This window comes from Bacteroides sp. PHL 2737 (assembly GCF_004115325.2).
Classification (GTDB): Bacteria; Bacteroidota; Bacteroidia; order Bacteroidales; family Bacteroidaceae; genus Bacteroides; species Bacteroides hominis.
This window is the reverse complement of the sequence record NZ_CP040630.1, coordinates 3,817,080-3,833,177: the sequence shown is the minus strand read 5'-3', so window position 1 is coordinate 3,833,177 and position 16,098 is coordinate 3,817,080. Positions and strand designations below refer to the sequence as shown.

The 16,098-nt window shown below is 45.0% G+C and carries 15 protein-coding genes and 2 pseudogenes; 12 read left to right on the top strand and 5 right to left on the bottom strand.

Features of this window, described 5'->3' with window-relative positions; all coding sequences use genetic code 11:
* Positions 1-23 precede the first annotated feature (23 nt).
* The 10 genes and pseudogenes from DBK98_RS15795 to DBK98_RS23650 all read left to right on the top strand — a co-directional run.
* Positions 24-1,073, top strand: coding sequence for a class I fructose-bisphosphate aldolase (locus tag DBK98_RS15795; RefSeq protein ID WP_005825795.1), 1,050 nt, complete (start codon positions 24-26; stop codon positions 1,071-1,073).
* A 13-nt stretch (positions 1,074-1,086) separates the two neighbouring features.
* Positions 1,087-1,836 carry a 2,3-diphosphoglycerate-dependent phosphoglycerate mutase gene (gene gpmA, locus DBK98_RS15790; RefSeq protein ID WP_005825796.1) on the top strand — a complete coding sequence of 250 codons (750 nt, stop codon included), beginning with the start codon at positions 1,087-1,089 and terminating at the stop codon, positions 1,834-1,836.
* Between the two features lie 75 nt (positions 1,837-1,911).
* The gene (locus DBK98_RS15785) at positions 1,912-2,340 is read left to right on the top strand and encodes an Hsp20/alpha crystallin family protein (RefSeq protein ID WP_005825798.1); all 429 of its coding nucleotides are present in this window, start codon (positions 1,912-1,914) and stop codon (positions 2,338-2,340) included.
* 101 nt (positions 2,341-2,441) lie between these two features.
* The gene (locus DBK98_RS15780) at positions 2,442-2,939 is read left to right on the top strand and encodes an RNA polymerase sigma factor (protein WP_032537059.1); all 498 of its coding nucleotides are present in this window, start codon (positions 2,442-2,444) and stop codon (positions 2,937-2,939) included.
* A gap of 22 nt (positions 2,940-2,961) precedes the next feature.
* Complete coding sequence (gene pfkA, locus DBK98_RS15775; RefSeq protein WP_005825800.1) at positions 2,962-3,948, top strand: 6-phosphofructokinase; 987 nt, start codon at positions 2,962-2,964, stop codon at positions 3,946-3,948.
* A 13-nt stretch (positions 3,949-3,961) separates the two neighbouring features.
* Positions 3,962-6,208, top strand: coding sequence for a cation:proton antiporter (locus tag DBK98_RS15770; RefSeq protein ID WP_005825801.1), 2,247 nt, complete (start codon positions 3,962-3,964; stop codon positions 6,206-6,208).
* A 27-nt stretch (positions 6,209-6,235) separates the two neighbouring features.
* Positions 6,236-8,794 (top strand): alpha-glucan family phosphorylase, encoded by a 2,559-nt coding sequence (gene glgP / locus DBK98_RS15765; RefSeq protein ID WP_005654457.1) that lies wholly within the window; start codon positions 6,236-6,238, stop codon positions 8,792-8,794.
* A gap of 16 nt (positions 8,795-8,810) precedes the next feature.
* Positions 8,811-9,620, top strand: a complete 810-nt coding sequence (locus DBK98_RS15760; protein WP_005825802.1) for an arginase family protein — start codon at positions 8,811-8,813, stop codon at positions 9,618-9,620.
* Between the two features lie 52 nt (positions 9,621-9,672).
* Positions 9,673-10,209, top strand: a complete 537-nt coding sequence (locus DBK98_RS15755; RefSeq protein WP_005654459.1) for a methylglyoxal synthase — start codon at positions 9,673-9,675, stop codon at positions 10,207-10,209.
* Positions 10,210-10,960: 751 nt separating this feature from the next.
* Positions 10,961-11,254 (top strand): annotated as a pseudogene (locus DBK98_RS23650) (tyrosine-type recombinase/integrase); the annotation flags it as partial.
* Between the two features lie 65 nt (positions 11,255-11,319).
* On the opposite strand, the gene DBK98_RS15745 reads toward DBK98_RS23650, so the two are convergent.
* From DBK98_RS15745 to DBK98_RS15735, 3 genes are all read right to left on the bottom strand, one after another.
* The gene (locus tag DBK98_RS15745; RefSeq protein ID WP_005681506.1) at positions 11,320-11,613 is read right to left on the bottom strand and encodes a helix-turn-helix domain-containing protein; all 294 of its coding nucleotides are present in this window, start codon (positions 11,611-11,613) and stop codon (positions 11,320-11,322) included.
* A gap of 15 nt (positions 11,614-11,628) precedes the next feature.
* Entirely contained in the window at positions 11,629-11,826 is a 198-nt protein-coding gene (locus DBK98_RS15740) for a helix-turn-helix domain-containing protein (protein ID WP_005681504.1), read from the bottom strand.
* 268 nt (positions 11,827-12,094) lie between these two features.
* On the bottom strand, positions 12,095-12,505 hold the full coding sequence (locus DBK98_RS15735; protein ID WP_005681501.1) for a DUF3408 domain-containing protein: 411 nt from the start codon (positions 12,503-12,505) through the stop codon (positions 12,095-12,097).
* A gap of 179 nt (positions 12,506-12,684) precedes the next feature.
* On the opposite strand from DBK98_RS15735, the gene DBK98_RS15730 reads away from it, so the two are divergent.
* Positions 12,685-12,948: a hypothetical protein gene (locus DBK98_RS15730; protein ID WP_005681500.1), complete on the top strand. Its 264-nt coding sequence runs from the start codon at positions 12,685-12,687 to the stop codon at positions 12,946-12,948.
* Between the two features lie 38 nt (positions 12,949-12,986).
* Here DBK98_RS15730 and DBK98_RS23345 read toward each other — a convergent pair whose 3' ends face one another.
* Positions 12,987-13,208 carry a hypothetical protein gene (locus tag DBK98_RS23345; protein ID WP_080714608.1) on the bottom strand — a complete coding sequence of 74 codons (222 nt, stop codon included), beginning with the start codon at positions 13,206-13,208 and terminating at the stop codon, positions 12,987-12,989.
* A 6-nt stretch (positions 13,209-13,214) separates the two neighbouring features.
* A pseudogene (locus tag DBK98_RS15720) lies at positions 13,215-14,145 on the bottom strand (amidoligase family protein).
* Between the two features lie 1,352 nt (positions 14,146-15,497).
* Between DBK98_RS15720 and DBK98_RS15715 the strand changes: the two are divergent.
* On the top strand, positions 15,498-16,067 hold the full coding sequence (locus tag DBK98_RS15715) for an RNA polymerase sigma-70 factor (protein ID WP_005681497.1): 570 nt from the start codon (positions 15,498-15,500) through the stop codon (positions 16,065-16,067).
* The last annotated feature ends 31 nt before the right edge of the window (positions 16,068-16,098 follow it).

Here is a 16,098-nt window from a genome sequence, read left to right as displayed (position 1 = left end):
AATAATCAATAAAAATAAATAAGATGAAAATAGTAGATTTATTGGGAGGACAGGCTGAGTACTACCTGAACCATACATGTAAGACGATAGACAAACAACTTATCCATATTCCGGGACCGGATATGATAGATAAGGTATGGATGAATTCCGACAGGAATATACGCACCTTGGAGAGCCTACAAGCCCTGTACGGGCACGGGCGTTTGGCCAATACCGGGTATGTCTCCATCCTGCCGGTGGATCAGGGGATAGAACATTCTGCAGGAGCGTCTTTCGCCCCCAATCCGCTTTATTTCGATCCCGAAAACATCATAAAGCTGGCCATTGAAGGAGGATGCAACGCCGTGGCATCCACATTCGGAGTTCTGGGAGCTGTGGCACGTAAGTACGCCCATAAGATTCCTTTCATCGTGAAGTTGAACCATAACGAGCTGTTGACTTATCCGAACAGCTACGACCAGGTAATGTTCGGTACGGTAAAAGAGGCATGGAACATGGGTGCTGTAGCTGTCGGCGCTACCATTTATTTCGGTTCGGAACAAAGCCGCCGCCAGATAGTAGAAGTGTCACAGGCTTTTGAATATGCCCACGAACTGGGAATGGCTACTATTTTATGGTGCTATTTGAGAAACAGCAGCTTCAAAAAGGATGAAACCGACTATCATGCCGCTGCCGATTTAACAGGACAAGCCAACCATATCGGGGTTACCATCAAAGCCGATATCGTGAAGCAGAAGCTCCCATCCAATAACGGCGGTTTCAAGGCTATCGGATTCGGAAAGACAAACGAGCGTATGTATTCGGAACTGACCACTGACCATCCGATAGACCTTTGTCGTTATCAGGTGGCGAATGGCTATATGGGACGTGTCGGATTGATCAACTCGGGCGGGGAATCCCATGGGGAATCCGACCTGCATGATGCCGTCGTAACGGCAGTAGTAAACAAGCGTGCAGGTGGTATGGGGCTGATCAGCGGTCGTAAGGCTTTCCAGAAACCGATGAAAGACGGAGTTCAACTTCTGAACACCATTCAGGACGTATATCTGGATTCTTCAATAACCATTGCATAAAGGAGAAGTATCCATGAAAAGAATAGTGTTATTACGTCATGGCGAAAGCCTATGGAACAAAGAAAACCGTTTTACCGGATGGACGGACGTGGATTTAAGCGAGAAAGGAGTCGAAGAAGCCTGCAAGGCAGGCGATGCATTACGGGAGGCCGGATTTTCTTTTGAGGCAGCTTACACTTCTTACTTGAAACGTGCCGTAAAAACGTTGAACTGTGTCCTGGACCGGCTGGATGAAGACTGGATTCCGGTTGAAAAGACCTGGCGGCTGAACGAGAAGCATTACGGCATGCTTCAAGGACTGAATAAGAGTGAGACGACGGTCCAATATGGTGAAGAACAAGTACACATCTGGCGAAGAAGCTATGACGTGGCTCCCGCTCCGGTAGGCAAAGATGATCCCCGTAATCCGGGCATGGATATCCGCTATGCCGGTGTGCCAGATAGGGAACTTCCCCGTACGGAATCCCTGAAAGATGCTATTGGGCGTGTCATGCCTTACTGGGAATGCATCATCTTTCCCGCATTGATGTATAAGGACAGCCTGCTGGTAGTCGCCCATGGCAACAGCCTGCGCGGAATCATCAAGCATCTCAAAGGGATTTCCGATACGGATATTTCCAACCTGAACCTGCCTACGGCGGTTCCTTATGTCTTTGAATTTGACGACAGACTGGTTCTTGTCAAGGACTACTACCTTGGAAACCCGGAAGAGATACGGAAACGGACAAAGGCTGTAGCTGAACAAGGTATGATCAGACGATAAAAGTCAGTCAATCAGACTGGATTGTATTGTCTTTTTGAATATTTTATTTATTAACAATTAAAAAAGGAGGTAAAAATGGTACCTGTAAAAACAAACTCAAACTGGTTGCCGAGTATTTTTAACGATTTCTTCGAGAATGAGTGGCTGGCAAAAACGGGAGTTACGGCTCCTGCCATCAATGTCATTGAGAATGACAAGGACTACAAGGTTGAAATGGCGGCTCCCGGAATGACAAAGGATGATTTCAAGGTGAATGTTGACGAGAACAACAACCTGACAATCTGCATGGAAAAGAAAGAAGAGAAGAAGGAGGAGAAGAAAGACAAGAAGTATCTCCGCCGCGAATTCTCATATTCCAAGTTCCAGCAGACCATCCTGCTGCCTGAAAATGTGGAGAAGGATAAGATCTCCGCAAAAGTCGAACACGGGATTCTGTCCATTGAAATCCCGAAAATGAAGGAGGAAGAAAAACAAAAAACTTTCAAGGCTATCGAGGTTAAATAATTCCAGATCTGGAATGTCGTAAGGTCGGACAGGCTTTTCTTGTTCGGAAAAGCCGTCCGACCTTTAACAGACACTTCCGGAACAGGGAACCGGCACAACCGATGAAGGAATTCAATTTTGAAAAAGAACTACTTGGCGTACAGGACGAACTGTTCCGTTTTGCGTACAAACTGACAGCTAACAGGGAGAAGGCGGAAGACCTGTTGCAGGATACCCTGCTCAAGGCAATGCTTCACAAAGAAAGTTACAACAAGAACACGAATTTCAAAGGGTGGCTGTTTATCATCATGCGCAACACGTTTATCAACGGTTACCGGGCGGAGGTCGGTCATACCCGCCTGTACATATCCTCCGATCCTGCATATTATTCGCGGATCATGGACGAGTCCTGTAGAGAGGAGGTGGACAAGAACTATGACCTGGAAAAGATACGTAATGCCATCAAAAGTGTACCGGAGTCACATTTCATACCTTTTGAGATGTACCTGTCAGGATTCAAATACCGTGAGATAGCGGAAAGAACCGGCGTGAGTTTGGGAACTATAAAGAGCCGTATTTTTCACTGCCGGAAAAAACTGAAAGCTATATTGGCAGAATGAAACAAAACAAGAACTGAGATAGATGAAAAAAGATGAATATATAGGAATTCTGACTTCCGGAGGGGACGCTTCCGGAATGAATGCGGCTATCCGTGCCGTGACCCGCGCCGCTATTTTTAACGGATTTAAAGTGAAAGGAATTTATAGAGGTTACGAGGGGCTGATTGCCGGTGAAGTGAAAGAACTCACTACGGAAGACGTAAGCAGCATTATCCAGAGGGGAGGTACCATACTGAAAACAGCCCGCTCCGAGACTTTCATCACTCCCGAAGGACGCAAGAAAGCTTATGAGATCATACAGAAAGAGAACATCAATGCATTGATAATTATCGGTGGAGACGGTTCCCTGACGGGAGCCCGGATCTTTGCGGAGGAGTATGATGTGACGTGCATAGGATTGCCCGGCACCATTGACAATGATCTGTACGGCACCGATTTTACCATAGGATATGATACGGCCCTGAACACCATCGTGGAGTGTGTGGACAAAATCCGGGATACGGCCACCTCGCACGACCGCATTTTCTTTGTCGAGGTGATGGGGCGTGATGCGGGCTTCCTGGCACAAAACAGCGCAATAGCTTCCGGTGCTGAAGCGGCCATCATTCCGGAAGACCGGACGGACGTGGACCAGTTGGAAACATTCATCGGACGTGGATTCAGAAAGACGAAAAACAGCAGCATCGTAATTGTGACCGAAAGTCCTGAAAACAAGAATGGAGGTGCCATGTATTACGCCGACCGGGTAAAGAAGGAATATCCCGGATATGATGTCAGGGTTTCTATCCTGGGCCATCTGCAACGGGGTGGCGCTCCGAGTGCCAATGACCGCATACTGGCAAGCCGGCTGGGTGAAGCCGCAATCCAGGCCTTGATGGAAGGCCAGCGAAATGTTATGATAGGCATACGGAACAACGAGATTGTTTATGTTCCTTTTGTCCAGGCAATCAAAAAGGACAAGCCTATTGACAAAAGCCTGATCCGGGTCCTTAACGAATTATCGATCTAAAATAACCGTTAATATGTCAGAAGTTGCTCCTTTAATATCGGATCTTGCCATAATTCTGATTATTGCCGGTATTGTAACCGTCATTTTCAAGTGGCTGAAGCAACCGGTCATATTGGGCTACATTGTAGCCGGTATTATGGCGGGTCCTTCCGTTTCCCTGGTCCCGACTGTTTCCGATCCTGCCAATATCAAAATATGGGCGGACATCGGTGTCATTTTTCTGCTGTTCGCGATGGGACTGGACTTTTCGTTCAAGAAATTGATAAATGTGGGCATTACGGCTATCGTTGCCACTGTCACTATTGTATGTGGCATGATGTTCATAGGCTATACAGCGGGGAATGCAATGGGGTTCTCCCACATGAGCAGTATTTTTCTGGGTGGAATGTTGTCCATGTCGTCCACGGCCATCGTATTCAAGGCCTTCAATGACATGGGACTTCTCCAACAGAAATTCACCGGCATTGTCTTGGGGATTCTTGTCATCGAAGATCTGGTGGCGGTAGTGATGATGGTTATTCTTTCCACGTTGGCGGTAGGCAAACATTTTGAAGGGAAGGAGATGCTGGAAAGTATATTGAAGCTGGCCGCTTTCCTGATTTTCTGGTCGGCATTGGGTATCTATCTGATACCTACCCTGCTGAAGAAGATACGCCGTTTCACCAGCAACGAGATTTTATTGATAACCTCTCTGGGACTTTGCCTGGGAATGGTGATGATTGCGACAAAAGCGGGATTTTCTGCCGCATTGGGAGCCTTTGTCATGGGGTCCCTGCTGGCAGAGACCGTTGAAGCGGAAAAAATCGCACATATCGTACAGCCGGTAAAAGACCTGTTCGCTTCCATATTTTTCGTGTCGGTGGGAATGATGATCGATCCTGCCATGATGTGGGAATATGCCGTCCCTATTCTTATCCTGACATTGCTGGTACTGTCCGGTCAGGTCCTGTTCGGGAGCTTTGGTGTCCTGCTTTCCGGCCAGCCGTTGAAAATTGCCATACAGTCCGGCTTTTCACTGACACAGGTCGGTGAGTTCGCATTCATCATCGCATCTTTAGGCGTCAGTCTGAATGTCACGGACAAGTATCTCTATCCGGTCATAGTGGCCGTATCTGTCATAACGACTTTTCTTACCCCCTATATGATACGGCTTTCGGAACCGGCATACCGGTTTATAGACATCCACATGCCTGGATTCCTGAAAGATTATCTCGTACACTATACGTCCGGGGCAATGACTGTAAAACACCAGGGCACTTGGCATAAACTGATCCGGTCTATGCTGGTGTCTGTCACACTCTATCTGGTCGTATGCGTTTTTTTCATCACTTTATATTTTTCCTATGTGCATCCTTTGATTAGGAAAAGTCTGCCGGGAATGGAAGGGAACTTGTTGGGCTTCATCATCATCTTTCTTGTCATATCTCCGTTTCTATGGGCCATCATCATGAAAAAGAACAATTCAGCCGAGTTCCGTAAACTCTGGACGGACAACAAGTTCAACAGAGGGCCTTTGGTATCAATCGTACTTGTCAAAATACTGATTTGCACGATTATCATGATGAGTATCATTACCCATCTTTTCAATGTTGCCTTGGGAGCCGGGCTGGTAGTTTCTTCCCTTATCATTGCCGTCATTTATTTCTCCAAGCGGATCAAGAAACGGTCGCTGACTATAGAGAGACAATTTATGGCAAACTTTCAAGGGACGGATGGGAATGGACTTTCTACAGAAAGTGATACAGGCTCCACCCTTGGCAGCAATATCCCGTTCAAGGAATTACATTTGGCGGATTTCACAGTATCCCCTGATTCCATATATGTGGGCAGAACATTAAAAGAAAGCAGCCTGCGCACCTTGTTTCAGATAAATGTGATTTCAATCACCCGTGGAGAAAAACGCCTGGATATACCACAAGGGGAAGAGCATCTCTATCCATATGACAAGGTTACGGTCGTAGGTACGGACCGGCAGTTGGAAAGCTTCCGGACATCCATGGAGCAAAAGAAGGTAGAAAGGAACGGGAACGGAACATCCTCGCAGGATGAGATGGAAATAGGGCAATTTCCTGTCGAAGGAGGTTCACCATTGATCGGAAAGACGATCCGGGAGGCAGACATATCGGATAGCATCATTATCGGAATAGAGAGAAGTACCGTGAATATTATGAATCCAGACCCTGATACAATTTTCAAGGAGAATGATACGGTATGGATTGTCGGTAAACGAAAAATAATAAAAGGATTGAATAAAGATTAGAACTTATTTAATTTAATATAAAATGTCATGGAATATTCAAGTTATAATGTAAATACCCCTCAATGGAGGGAGATTACAGTAGGTTCACATCTTCCTGCAGAACTGCGGAAGCTTGCAGAAATCGCACATAATCTCTGGTGGACATGGAATGATGACGTAAAGAAACTGTATTGTGATTTGGACCCGGGACTTTGGAAAGAGGTGGAACAGAATCCGGTATTGTTTCTGGAGCGGATAAATTATGAAAAGCTGGTAGCGCTGGCACATGATGAGAACTTTGTCTATAAAATGGATGCCGTCTATTCCGCCTTCAAAAAATACATCGATGTGGAACCGGACCACCAGCGCCCGTCAATAGCTTATTTCAGCATGGAATACGGCTTGGATGAAGTTCTTAAGATATATTCCGGTGGTTTGGGAATGTTGGCGGGGGATTACCTGAAAGAGGCGTCGGACAGCAATGTGGACCTTTGTGCCATAGGACTTTTGTACCGTTACGGTTATTTTGACCAGTCGCTTTCCATGGACGGCCAGCAGACAGTCAATTATAAAGCGCAGAATTTCGGGCAGCTCCCGATTGAAAAGGTAATGCAACCGGATGGGAAACAACTGGTAATCCACGTCCCCTATGCCGACAGTTTTGTGGTACATGCCAATGTTTGGAAAGCCAGTGTGGGGCGTATCCCCCTTTATCTGCTGGATACGGACAATGAACTCAACAGCGAGTTTGACCGCCCTATCACTCACCATCTGTATGGAGGTGACTGGGAGAATCGGCTAAAACAGGAAATTCTGCTTGGCATAGGCGGGATGATGACGCTGAAAGCTTTGGGTATAACGAAGGATGTATATCACTGTAATGAGGGGCATGCCGCATTGATCAATATCCAGCGGCTTTGTGATTACATAAATGGCGGCTTGAATTTTGGGCAGGCCATGGAGCTGGTACGTGCTTCCTCACTTTATACCGTACATACTCCCGTACCCGCTGGTCATGATTATTTTGACGAAGGGCTTTTCAATAAATATATGAAGGGATATCCTGGCAAGTTGGGTATAACCTGGGATAACCTGATGGATCTCGGGCGTCACAATCCGGGAGACAAGGAGGAACGTTTCTGCATGTCTGTCTTCGCCTGCAAGACCTGCCAGGAGGTAAACGGCGTCAGCAAGTTACATAAATCGGTATCCCAGCAAATGTTTGCGCCGATCTGGAAGGGATACTTCCCGGAAGAGAACCATGTGGGTTATGTAACCAACGGGGTACATCTGCCTACCTGGTGTGCGGCAGAATGGAAAAAGCTTTTCAAGGACAATTTTGATGAGAACTTTTTCTGTGACCAGTCCAATCAGAAAATCTGGGAGGCTGTCTATGGCATCCCAGATGAAGAGATATGGAATACCCGGTTAAAACAGAAAGCAAAATTGCTGGACTATATCAAAAGCAAATGCAGCAAGGACTGGCTCAGGAGTCAGGTTGATCCGGCATTGAGCGTTTCCATTTTTGAGAGATTCAATCCCGATGCCCTTCTAATAGGTTTCGGACGCCGTTTTGCTACATATAAGAGGGCTCATCTTCTGTTCACGGATATAGACCGACTTGCTAGGATCGTGAATAATCCGAAATATCCGGTACAGTTCATCTTTGCAGGCAAAGCCCATCCCAATGACGGTGCCGGGCAGGGACTGATCAAGCAAATCGTGGAAATATCCCGGCGCCCGGAATTTTTAGGTAAAATCATATTCTTGGAGAATTACGACATGGACCTGGCGCGCCATCTTATCTCGGGTGTGGATATCTGGATGAATACCCCTACGCGGTTGGCAGAAGCTTCGGGTACGTCGGGCGAGAAGGCATTGATGAACGGTGTGCTTAATTTCTCCGTGCTGGACGGTTGGTGGTATGAAGGATACCGCAAGGATGCCGGATGGGCACTGACCGATAAAAGTACTTATCAGAATGAACAGTACCAAAACCAGCTGGATGCCGAAGCCATCTATTATTTGTTGGAGCATGACATCCTGCCACTATATTACGAGCATGGGGGGAAGAACTATTCGGAAAACTGGGTCAAGTATATCAAGAACTCAATCGCACAAATCGCTCCCCATTTTACCATGAAAAGACAGTTGGACGACTACTATGACAGGTTCTATAACAAGCTGTCAGAGCATTTCCATATTCTGGCAGCCGACAACTTTGCGAAGGCGAAAATGATGGCTGACTGGAAAGCAAACGTCCGGAGCAGATGGGATGCCATAGAAATCAAATCCATAGAGGCTGGGAATGGGCTGAATGCCACGGTTGAAGCCGGAAAGGAATATGAGGTGACGGTTGTCGTTGATGAGAAAGGCCTGGATGACGCAATCGGAATAGAATCGGTCATTATCAGGCATGAAGGCGGTCAGGATCACATATATGAGGTAATTCCCCTTTCGTCAGTTTCCAAGAATGGGAATTTATATACCTTTAAGGCGACATCCGGCATTTTCAACGCCGGAAGCTTCAAGCAGGCCTTCCGTATGTATCCCAAGAATGCTTTGTTACCTCACCGGCAAGATTTCTGTTATGTACGATGGTTTTAATGAACAGTAAAAGGATATGCAAAAACAACGTATGAGCGGGCAAAATCAAAAAACAGATAAACGGATAGCATGGCCGATCATCATCATGAACTTCACGGGAGTGTATGACTACGAGGCGTTTGCCCGGAACAATAAGTTTATATGGCTGGACTGTCGTCATCTTTATGGTACAGAGGGCTACTGTGACAGGGATGGTACTTTGGCTTTGAAGCGGATGATTGCTGATTATCCGGCGGAGGGAGTCCATTTCATCGATTCAGGCAATTATCATTATTTGACTAAATTCTGGACAGACAAACTCGAAACTCCGTTTTCGCTGATTGTGTTCGACCACCATCCCGATATGCAGCCACCGTTGTTTGACAACATACTTTCTTGCGGAAGTTGGGTAAAGGATATATTGGACCATAACAACAACTGCAAGAAAGTAATTATCGTAGGTGCTTCAGACAAACTGATACAGGCTGTGCCGAAAGGATATGAAAGACAAGTCCGGTTTTACAGTGAAACTACGCTCATGCACGAAGAGGGTTGGCAGGACTTTTCTTCCGGACATATCAACGGGCCGGTTTACATTTCCATAGACAAGGATGTCTTGAATCCGGCTTCGGCAGCAACAAACTGGGATCAAGGTTCTCTCAGCTTATGGGAATTGGAGAAACTGCTGGCTGTTATTCTTCAGAAAGAACAGGTAGTGGGCATTGACATCTGTGGGGAATGCTCCACAACACTCAATCTTTTTGAAGAAAAACGGGAAACCATCATGGATAGCCGGGCAAACAAAGAATTGCTCAGACTTATCCGGTCATCCTCCGGCCTTCAATAGAATTAGTTTTTTCTTGTTATTATAATTTATCATATAAAAATAATTTAGCTTTATGAAAACAATTGTTCGAAGAATTGGGCTTGTTGCACACGATGCAATGAAAAAAGACATGATAGAGTGGGTTCTCTGGAACTCGGAACGTCTGATAGGACATAAATTCTATTGTACGGGTACAACCGGTACACTAATTAAAAAAGCCCTTGAAGAAAAACATCCTGAAATCAAATGGGATATCACAATCCTGAAATCTGGTCCTTTAGGAGGTGACCAGCAAATTGGTTCGCGGATCGTAGAAGGAGAAATAGACTATCTGTTCTTTTTTACAGATCCGATGACACTACAGCCGCACGATACGGATGTGAAAGCATTGACCAGACTGGCTGGAGTTGAAAATATTGTTTTCTGCTGTAACCGTTCGACTGCGGACCACATTATTACGAGTCCTTTATTCACTGACCCAACTTACGAACGTATTCATCCGGATTATACCAATTACACGCAGCGTTTTGAAAACAAGGGAATCATATCTGAAGCAGTGGAGCAAGTGAAAAAGCGGAGGAATAAAAGTGAGAATAACATTTCCAAATGAACTGTAATAAGTAGTAGCATATTTATAAGGCTATCTAAGAAACAAGTTGTTTACATCTTTCAGAACTGGTATCTACTGAATGGTAATCTGCTTCCACCAACCCTTCTGGTTGGTGGAAAGGAACCACTTATAAAATATTTCGCTTCCTTTATGCATCCCAGTCGAAAAAGGACAAGGGCATTGCGGGTGTACATCACTCCTTTCACCTTCTTGTTTAGTCCTTCCAGCAAAGTCTTGCTACCAGTTTTTTCTGGAACTACCTTGTGAAAAATTATGCGAAAATCGCCTTTCTGTGCCCGGATTCATCCGCAGGATCCCATGCCAAAGGGACATGGAACATGCCGGTAGCTTATCCCCCACGACTCCGGAGCATCAGGGGGTAGGGACGGTTTGGCGGCAGGTTGCCGTTAAACCGTACGATTTTCGTTTAACGAAAACACAACTTGCTGTCCCCTAATGGGGACAACGTTTTGAATATCACGCTATATCCATATAGTGCTATAAAGCCTTTTGTCAGGGGAAAAATGCATACGGTTTCTGCCATTTTTTCCGCATTTCCGGTTTTTTGAATGTAAATGTTTCCCCACAGAACATGCGTCTTCCCACTATACTGCTATAACTATATAGCCATATAAAAGAATCAGAAATTAAAATATCATTGATTGACAGCATAATTCACCGATTTACGGGAATGTCTTCTGTAGTCTTTAGTCCGCTATACCACTATCAGTATAGCTTTAGTTATCTCTATTTCGAGGTCATCCTCTATGCAGCTCACCATATCATGTTATATCACTATCAGCATATCCCCGTTTATCCTTATTCCGATGTCACGCCCTATACCGCACGGCATTCGTTTGGAACCCTGATGCTGTCCTCCGGCATCCCGATAGAGAGCATCGCCAAGATGATGGGCCATACGAACATCAACAGTACGCAGGTCTATGCATAGGTTACCGACCAGAAGATATCCGGTGACATGGACCGGCTGATGAAAAGAAGACAGAAAGGGAGTACGGTCCCCCTAACGGAAATATCCGAATAATGAAATGCCAGCCGAAACCGATGTTTAATGGTTCCGGCCGGCATTCTTGAGTATTGAACGTCCGATTATATCAGGGCCTCATGATAATTATCTTCCAGGAGTTTCTCAATGTCGGATACCTTATACAAAATTTTTCCACCTAGCCGGATATAAGAAATACGCCCCTGGTCCCTATAATCCTGCAGGCATCTGCGGCTGATTTTTAACAGGTCCGACAATTCCTTGTCAGAGAGAAAACGCTCACCGTTAAACAGGGGGCGGTTATCCTCCGCAAGCCTTTCCAGCTTCGTCTGAATGTTATCCAGCAGGCCAAAGAATCGGCGGACACTGCACGTCTCTTTGCTAATAATTCCTTCCATGTTGCATCCAATTAATTATTCATTCTTTCTTTTTTCTCTCACCGCCTTTTCCTTGCGTTTCATGGCGGCATAGACCATCAGCTTTTCCACGTCCTCCGGCCTGTAGTAGATTTTCCGTTGGATTTGGGTGAATGCCAGCCGTCCGGTATCCCGGAGAGTCTGCAGGGTACGTGGAGAGATGTCAAGGCGCAGGCAGACATCCTGGTTATCCATTCACTCTCCCGGTTTCTTTTCCCTGTTTTTTTCATACAAGCGGTCCACCTGTGCGGACAGGCTATCAGCCCTAGCCAGCATTTCCTCAAAGATTCCGGCTTCAATGTAATATACTTCCATTTTTCTTGTTTTTATTTAAAATAGCTTCCTTTTAGAAACTCAAATTATTGAAATACAGTTCAAAATACTTTCCAAATGCACTTCCGGATGGGAGTCGTGATTTCCGACTCCCCCTCCAGAGCTGTTTTAAGGAGGACTTCCCGTCATATTACGGCTGTAACAGTTTGTAATCTCGTCCTGTGATCTTCTTTATCATGCCGGCGTTTTCTTTGATATGTTCAACCAGTATGCGGCTTATAACACCGGAAACAGTAAAATCCTTACGTCTGACTGCCCAGACAATGTCTGAGATACATTCGTACACCTGTGCATCAATATGCAGGGGCTTGCGCCGGTTGGATGAAAAATTGTTCAGGAGGGCTTCAATGTATTTTTTTACCTCTTCATCCGTTATCGTCTTTTTACTTTCCGCCCGGGATGAAGACTCCTTGTGGGGCGGCACCTCTTCCAGATTCTCGGAAATACTGCTCAAATATGAGCCTTTAGCGGCAACTATATCCAGTATCTCCTTCTCGTTGATATTATACGGTTTTGTTTTTTTCCTTTCAATGCTGTCCATAACTATGATTTATACATTAATTCCATGTGACAATTGGGCGTTTTGTAAGGCGGATGTTCCTGATGGCGGATTATCGTCCTACTCTGCAAAGAAAAAAAGAATAAACGTGGGAAAGGATACCTTGTCAGTTATAGTCATATATAGACATGAATAGTCAATGCCAGCAAAAGACATAACAAATGGCAGTCCGGCGGGAGGCCAGGATTCTCCCCGATGTTGCTAGGATTGTGACATGTCAAGCCATGGAGATATTGACAGCTTACATTCTTGGGATAATGGTACACCAGGCTACGGATATTGTAACAGCTTATGTTATTGGAATAGTGATATGTCAAGCTATGAAGATAGCGGGAACTCATGTTGGCAAGATAGCGATATACGAGGAGACAGCAGGACGGGAACACTACGGCGATGAAAAGAAAAATCCCTGTTGGTCCATGTGAGACCGGCAGGGAGCGTAACAATAAAAGGAACGGGCTTCTCAGCCCCTGATGTAACCGTACTTTTTCAGGTCGTCCATGAACTGCTCCGGGGTGTCGGTTCTCACCGTCACCCCGTGCAGTTCCCTGTACCGTCCGGAGAAATTCACTATGTACTCCTCGTCGGTGCATCCGCTGTCAAACCAGCTGCCTTCACGCAGGATGCGTACAAACTCGGAAGGGCCGGAGGCGGCAATCCTGCCGCCATCCGCTAAAATATATATGCCTGTTCATGTCGATATTTTTTTAGTCCTTAAATTTATAATATAGTTTCTGTTCACTGTCGAGGAAGGGGATGTTCTGGAGCGCGGTGGCCACAGGCACCTGTCCCCTCGTGGCAAAGGTAACTAATTTGTGGAGAAACAGTACCCAGTTGCGCATTTTTGTGAAGCAGGTCGTTCCGGAATGCTGGCGGAACTCGATCGTCTTGTGCCGTGAGTAGGCCTCGAGGTCCACCTTATGGTAACGGTCACCGATCCTTCCTTTCAGCTCGTCCACCATCCGGGCGGAACGTATCATCCCGTCAGAGACATGACCCAGGCCACGGCAATAGTAGTTGTCCCTGCGGGATGCCGGTATGAACCTGTCGATGACCGGTTCCAGGTGCTTGTAGCTCAGGGACAGGTTACGCCAGGTTTCCATGCTGAAACCGGCGGCATCGATATGTACATGAAGCCCGCAGCTCCCGTTCACCTTCACGTCACACAGGTCAAGCACCCAGCAGCCCTTCTCCAGTTCCTGTAACCCGGCTTCACCGACCAGGATCGGACTGACCAGTTCAAAGGTGTCGTTGCCGTTCAGACTGCCGTCCGTCACGAGTTTCCAATGCGGACGGGTGGTATGGTTATAACTTTCCACCATAACCTCGATACCGGCCTCCCTGAGCTCGCGTGCGAGCCGTTCACGGGAGCAGTTGTAAGCCTCGATCTCGATACCGAACTTGCGGGTGAAAGTATAATCCAGTGCAGCTGTCGCCGGATGGATATTCAGACCGCCCTCACGTTCATTCATCCGGCGCAGGGCGTTCACGACAAAACCGTAATTACCGTTGGTCACCATCCTTGCGATTTCCGCACGGGGAATCCCTAAAAGATACAGTTGCCGGATCTTGCTCGTTTTTGTTGTCTCTTGTGCTAAAATGCTTCTAACTTGCTTGTTCATAACTTGTTAGCTTCTTTATTTACTCTACTAAGATAATGCTTTTATAGGAGAAACTATAATCATAAGAACTTTATTATCACTGCATTAGCTTACTTTGTTTTAGACTAAAAGTCCTTATTGGGGGGATCCTTATCTTATCCGCTGCAAGTCCCGGATGACAAAAGGCGGCAATATATCGGAATAGTCAGATAACGATATATCATGATATGGCTGACCGCATAAGATGTGACATCGAAATAGGAATAGACGGGGATATGTTGATAGCGGTATAACGGGTTAGCCGGATAGCGATATATCATGATATGGCGAACCACATAGGGGGTGACATCGAAATAGAGATAACTAAAGCTATGCCGATAGTGGTATAGCGGACTAAAGACTACAGAAGAGATTCTCGAAAATCAATGAATTATGCTGTCAATCAATGATATTTCAATTTCCGATTCTTTTTTATATGGCTATATGGTTATAGCAGTATAGCGGGAAGACGCACGTTCTGTGGGGAAATATTCCCCTTCAGAAGATCGGAAATGCAGAAAAACCGGCGGAAACCGTATGCGTTTTTCCCCTGACAAAAGGCTTTATAGCACTATATGGATATAGCGTAATATTCAAATCGTTGTCCCCATTAGGGGACAGCAAGTTGTGTTTTCGTTTAACGAAAACCGAATGGTTTAACAGCATATTTCGCTGCCAAACCATTATTCAGTTCATGCTCCTAAGTCGCACAGAATCATAAAACCGATATCTGTCTTTGGACTATTTATCCCTACAAATTGCGCTATTAGATTCTCATACCACACGAAAAAAAAGACATCCAGAGACTTTTACAATGTATGGGATGTATACAATCGGCCAATGTTCAGTATATCGCAGCAGACACTCAATCCATACTTTAATACCATCATTCAATGCTAACACATCACCTCTATTTTTCGATCAGTCCATTCAAGTATTATAACATAGATTATAGTAATGGACTGTAAGACCATTGCTGAAGACAAGAACAAGATTTTTTATACCTATTTCAATACTCTGGACATCATCCTTGCTAATGTTTTGAACAGATTCTCCTCCATACATAATCTCAACGGAAATAAATTCTATATTACGATACTGCTTGTACCATCTCTCGAATAGAAAATAAACTACACCTTTCATCTGGCAAAACAGAACGATTGACATCAAATGGGAAACAGTTTTCCAACCACTCATGAGAAGGAGGATAACGAAATAAACCAAACACTCTACATCTATTGGCTGGGATAAATAGCTAAAAAGAAAATTTGCGAATCAAATATCATTTTATATTTTTGTTTCTCAAAATTTTTAATGAACTAAAAAGAATTAAAATGCCTGCAAAACTCACTCGTCCAGAGAATTCTTTTAATAATATTTATATGCGATATTACAAAAAGTCTTTTCTATTTGTAAAGTCGTATATACACAATGAGATGGTAGCCGAGGATATTGCATCTGAATCACTCATCAAACTGTGGCAATGGATACAGGACAACCCGGTGGAAAATATTGAACCGATGTTGCTCAGTATTTTGCGAAATAAAGCCTTAGACTACTTACGTCATGAAAGCATGAAACAACAGGTCATCACACGGATTAGTGAGAAACAAAATGAAGAGTTAGCTCTTCGCCTCTCCTCACTGGAAGACTGTAATCCAAATGAAATATTCTCGAAAGAAGTTATGGATATTGTGCAAAGAACATTGCAATCATTACCTGAACAAACCTCCCGTATATTTACTCTCAGCCGATTTGGAAATAAAACAAATCGGGAAATTGCCTGCGAATTAAATATTTCAATCAAAGATGTGGAATATCATATATCCAAATCACTTAAGGCTCTTAGAAAAACGCTAAAAGATTACCTGCCTTTATTTTATTTCTTTTTTTACCATATGTAACACCGATTACTACGCACGTTCCTTTATCTTT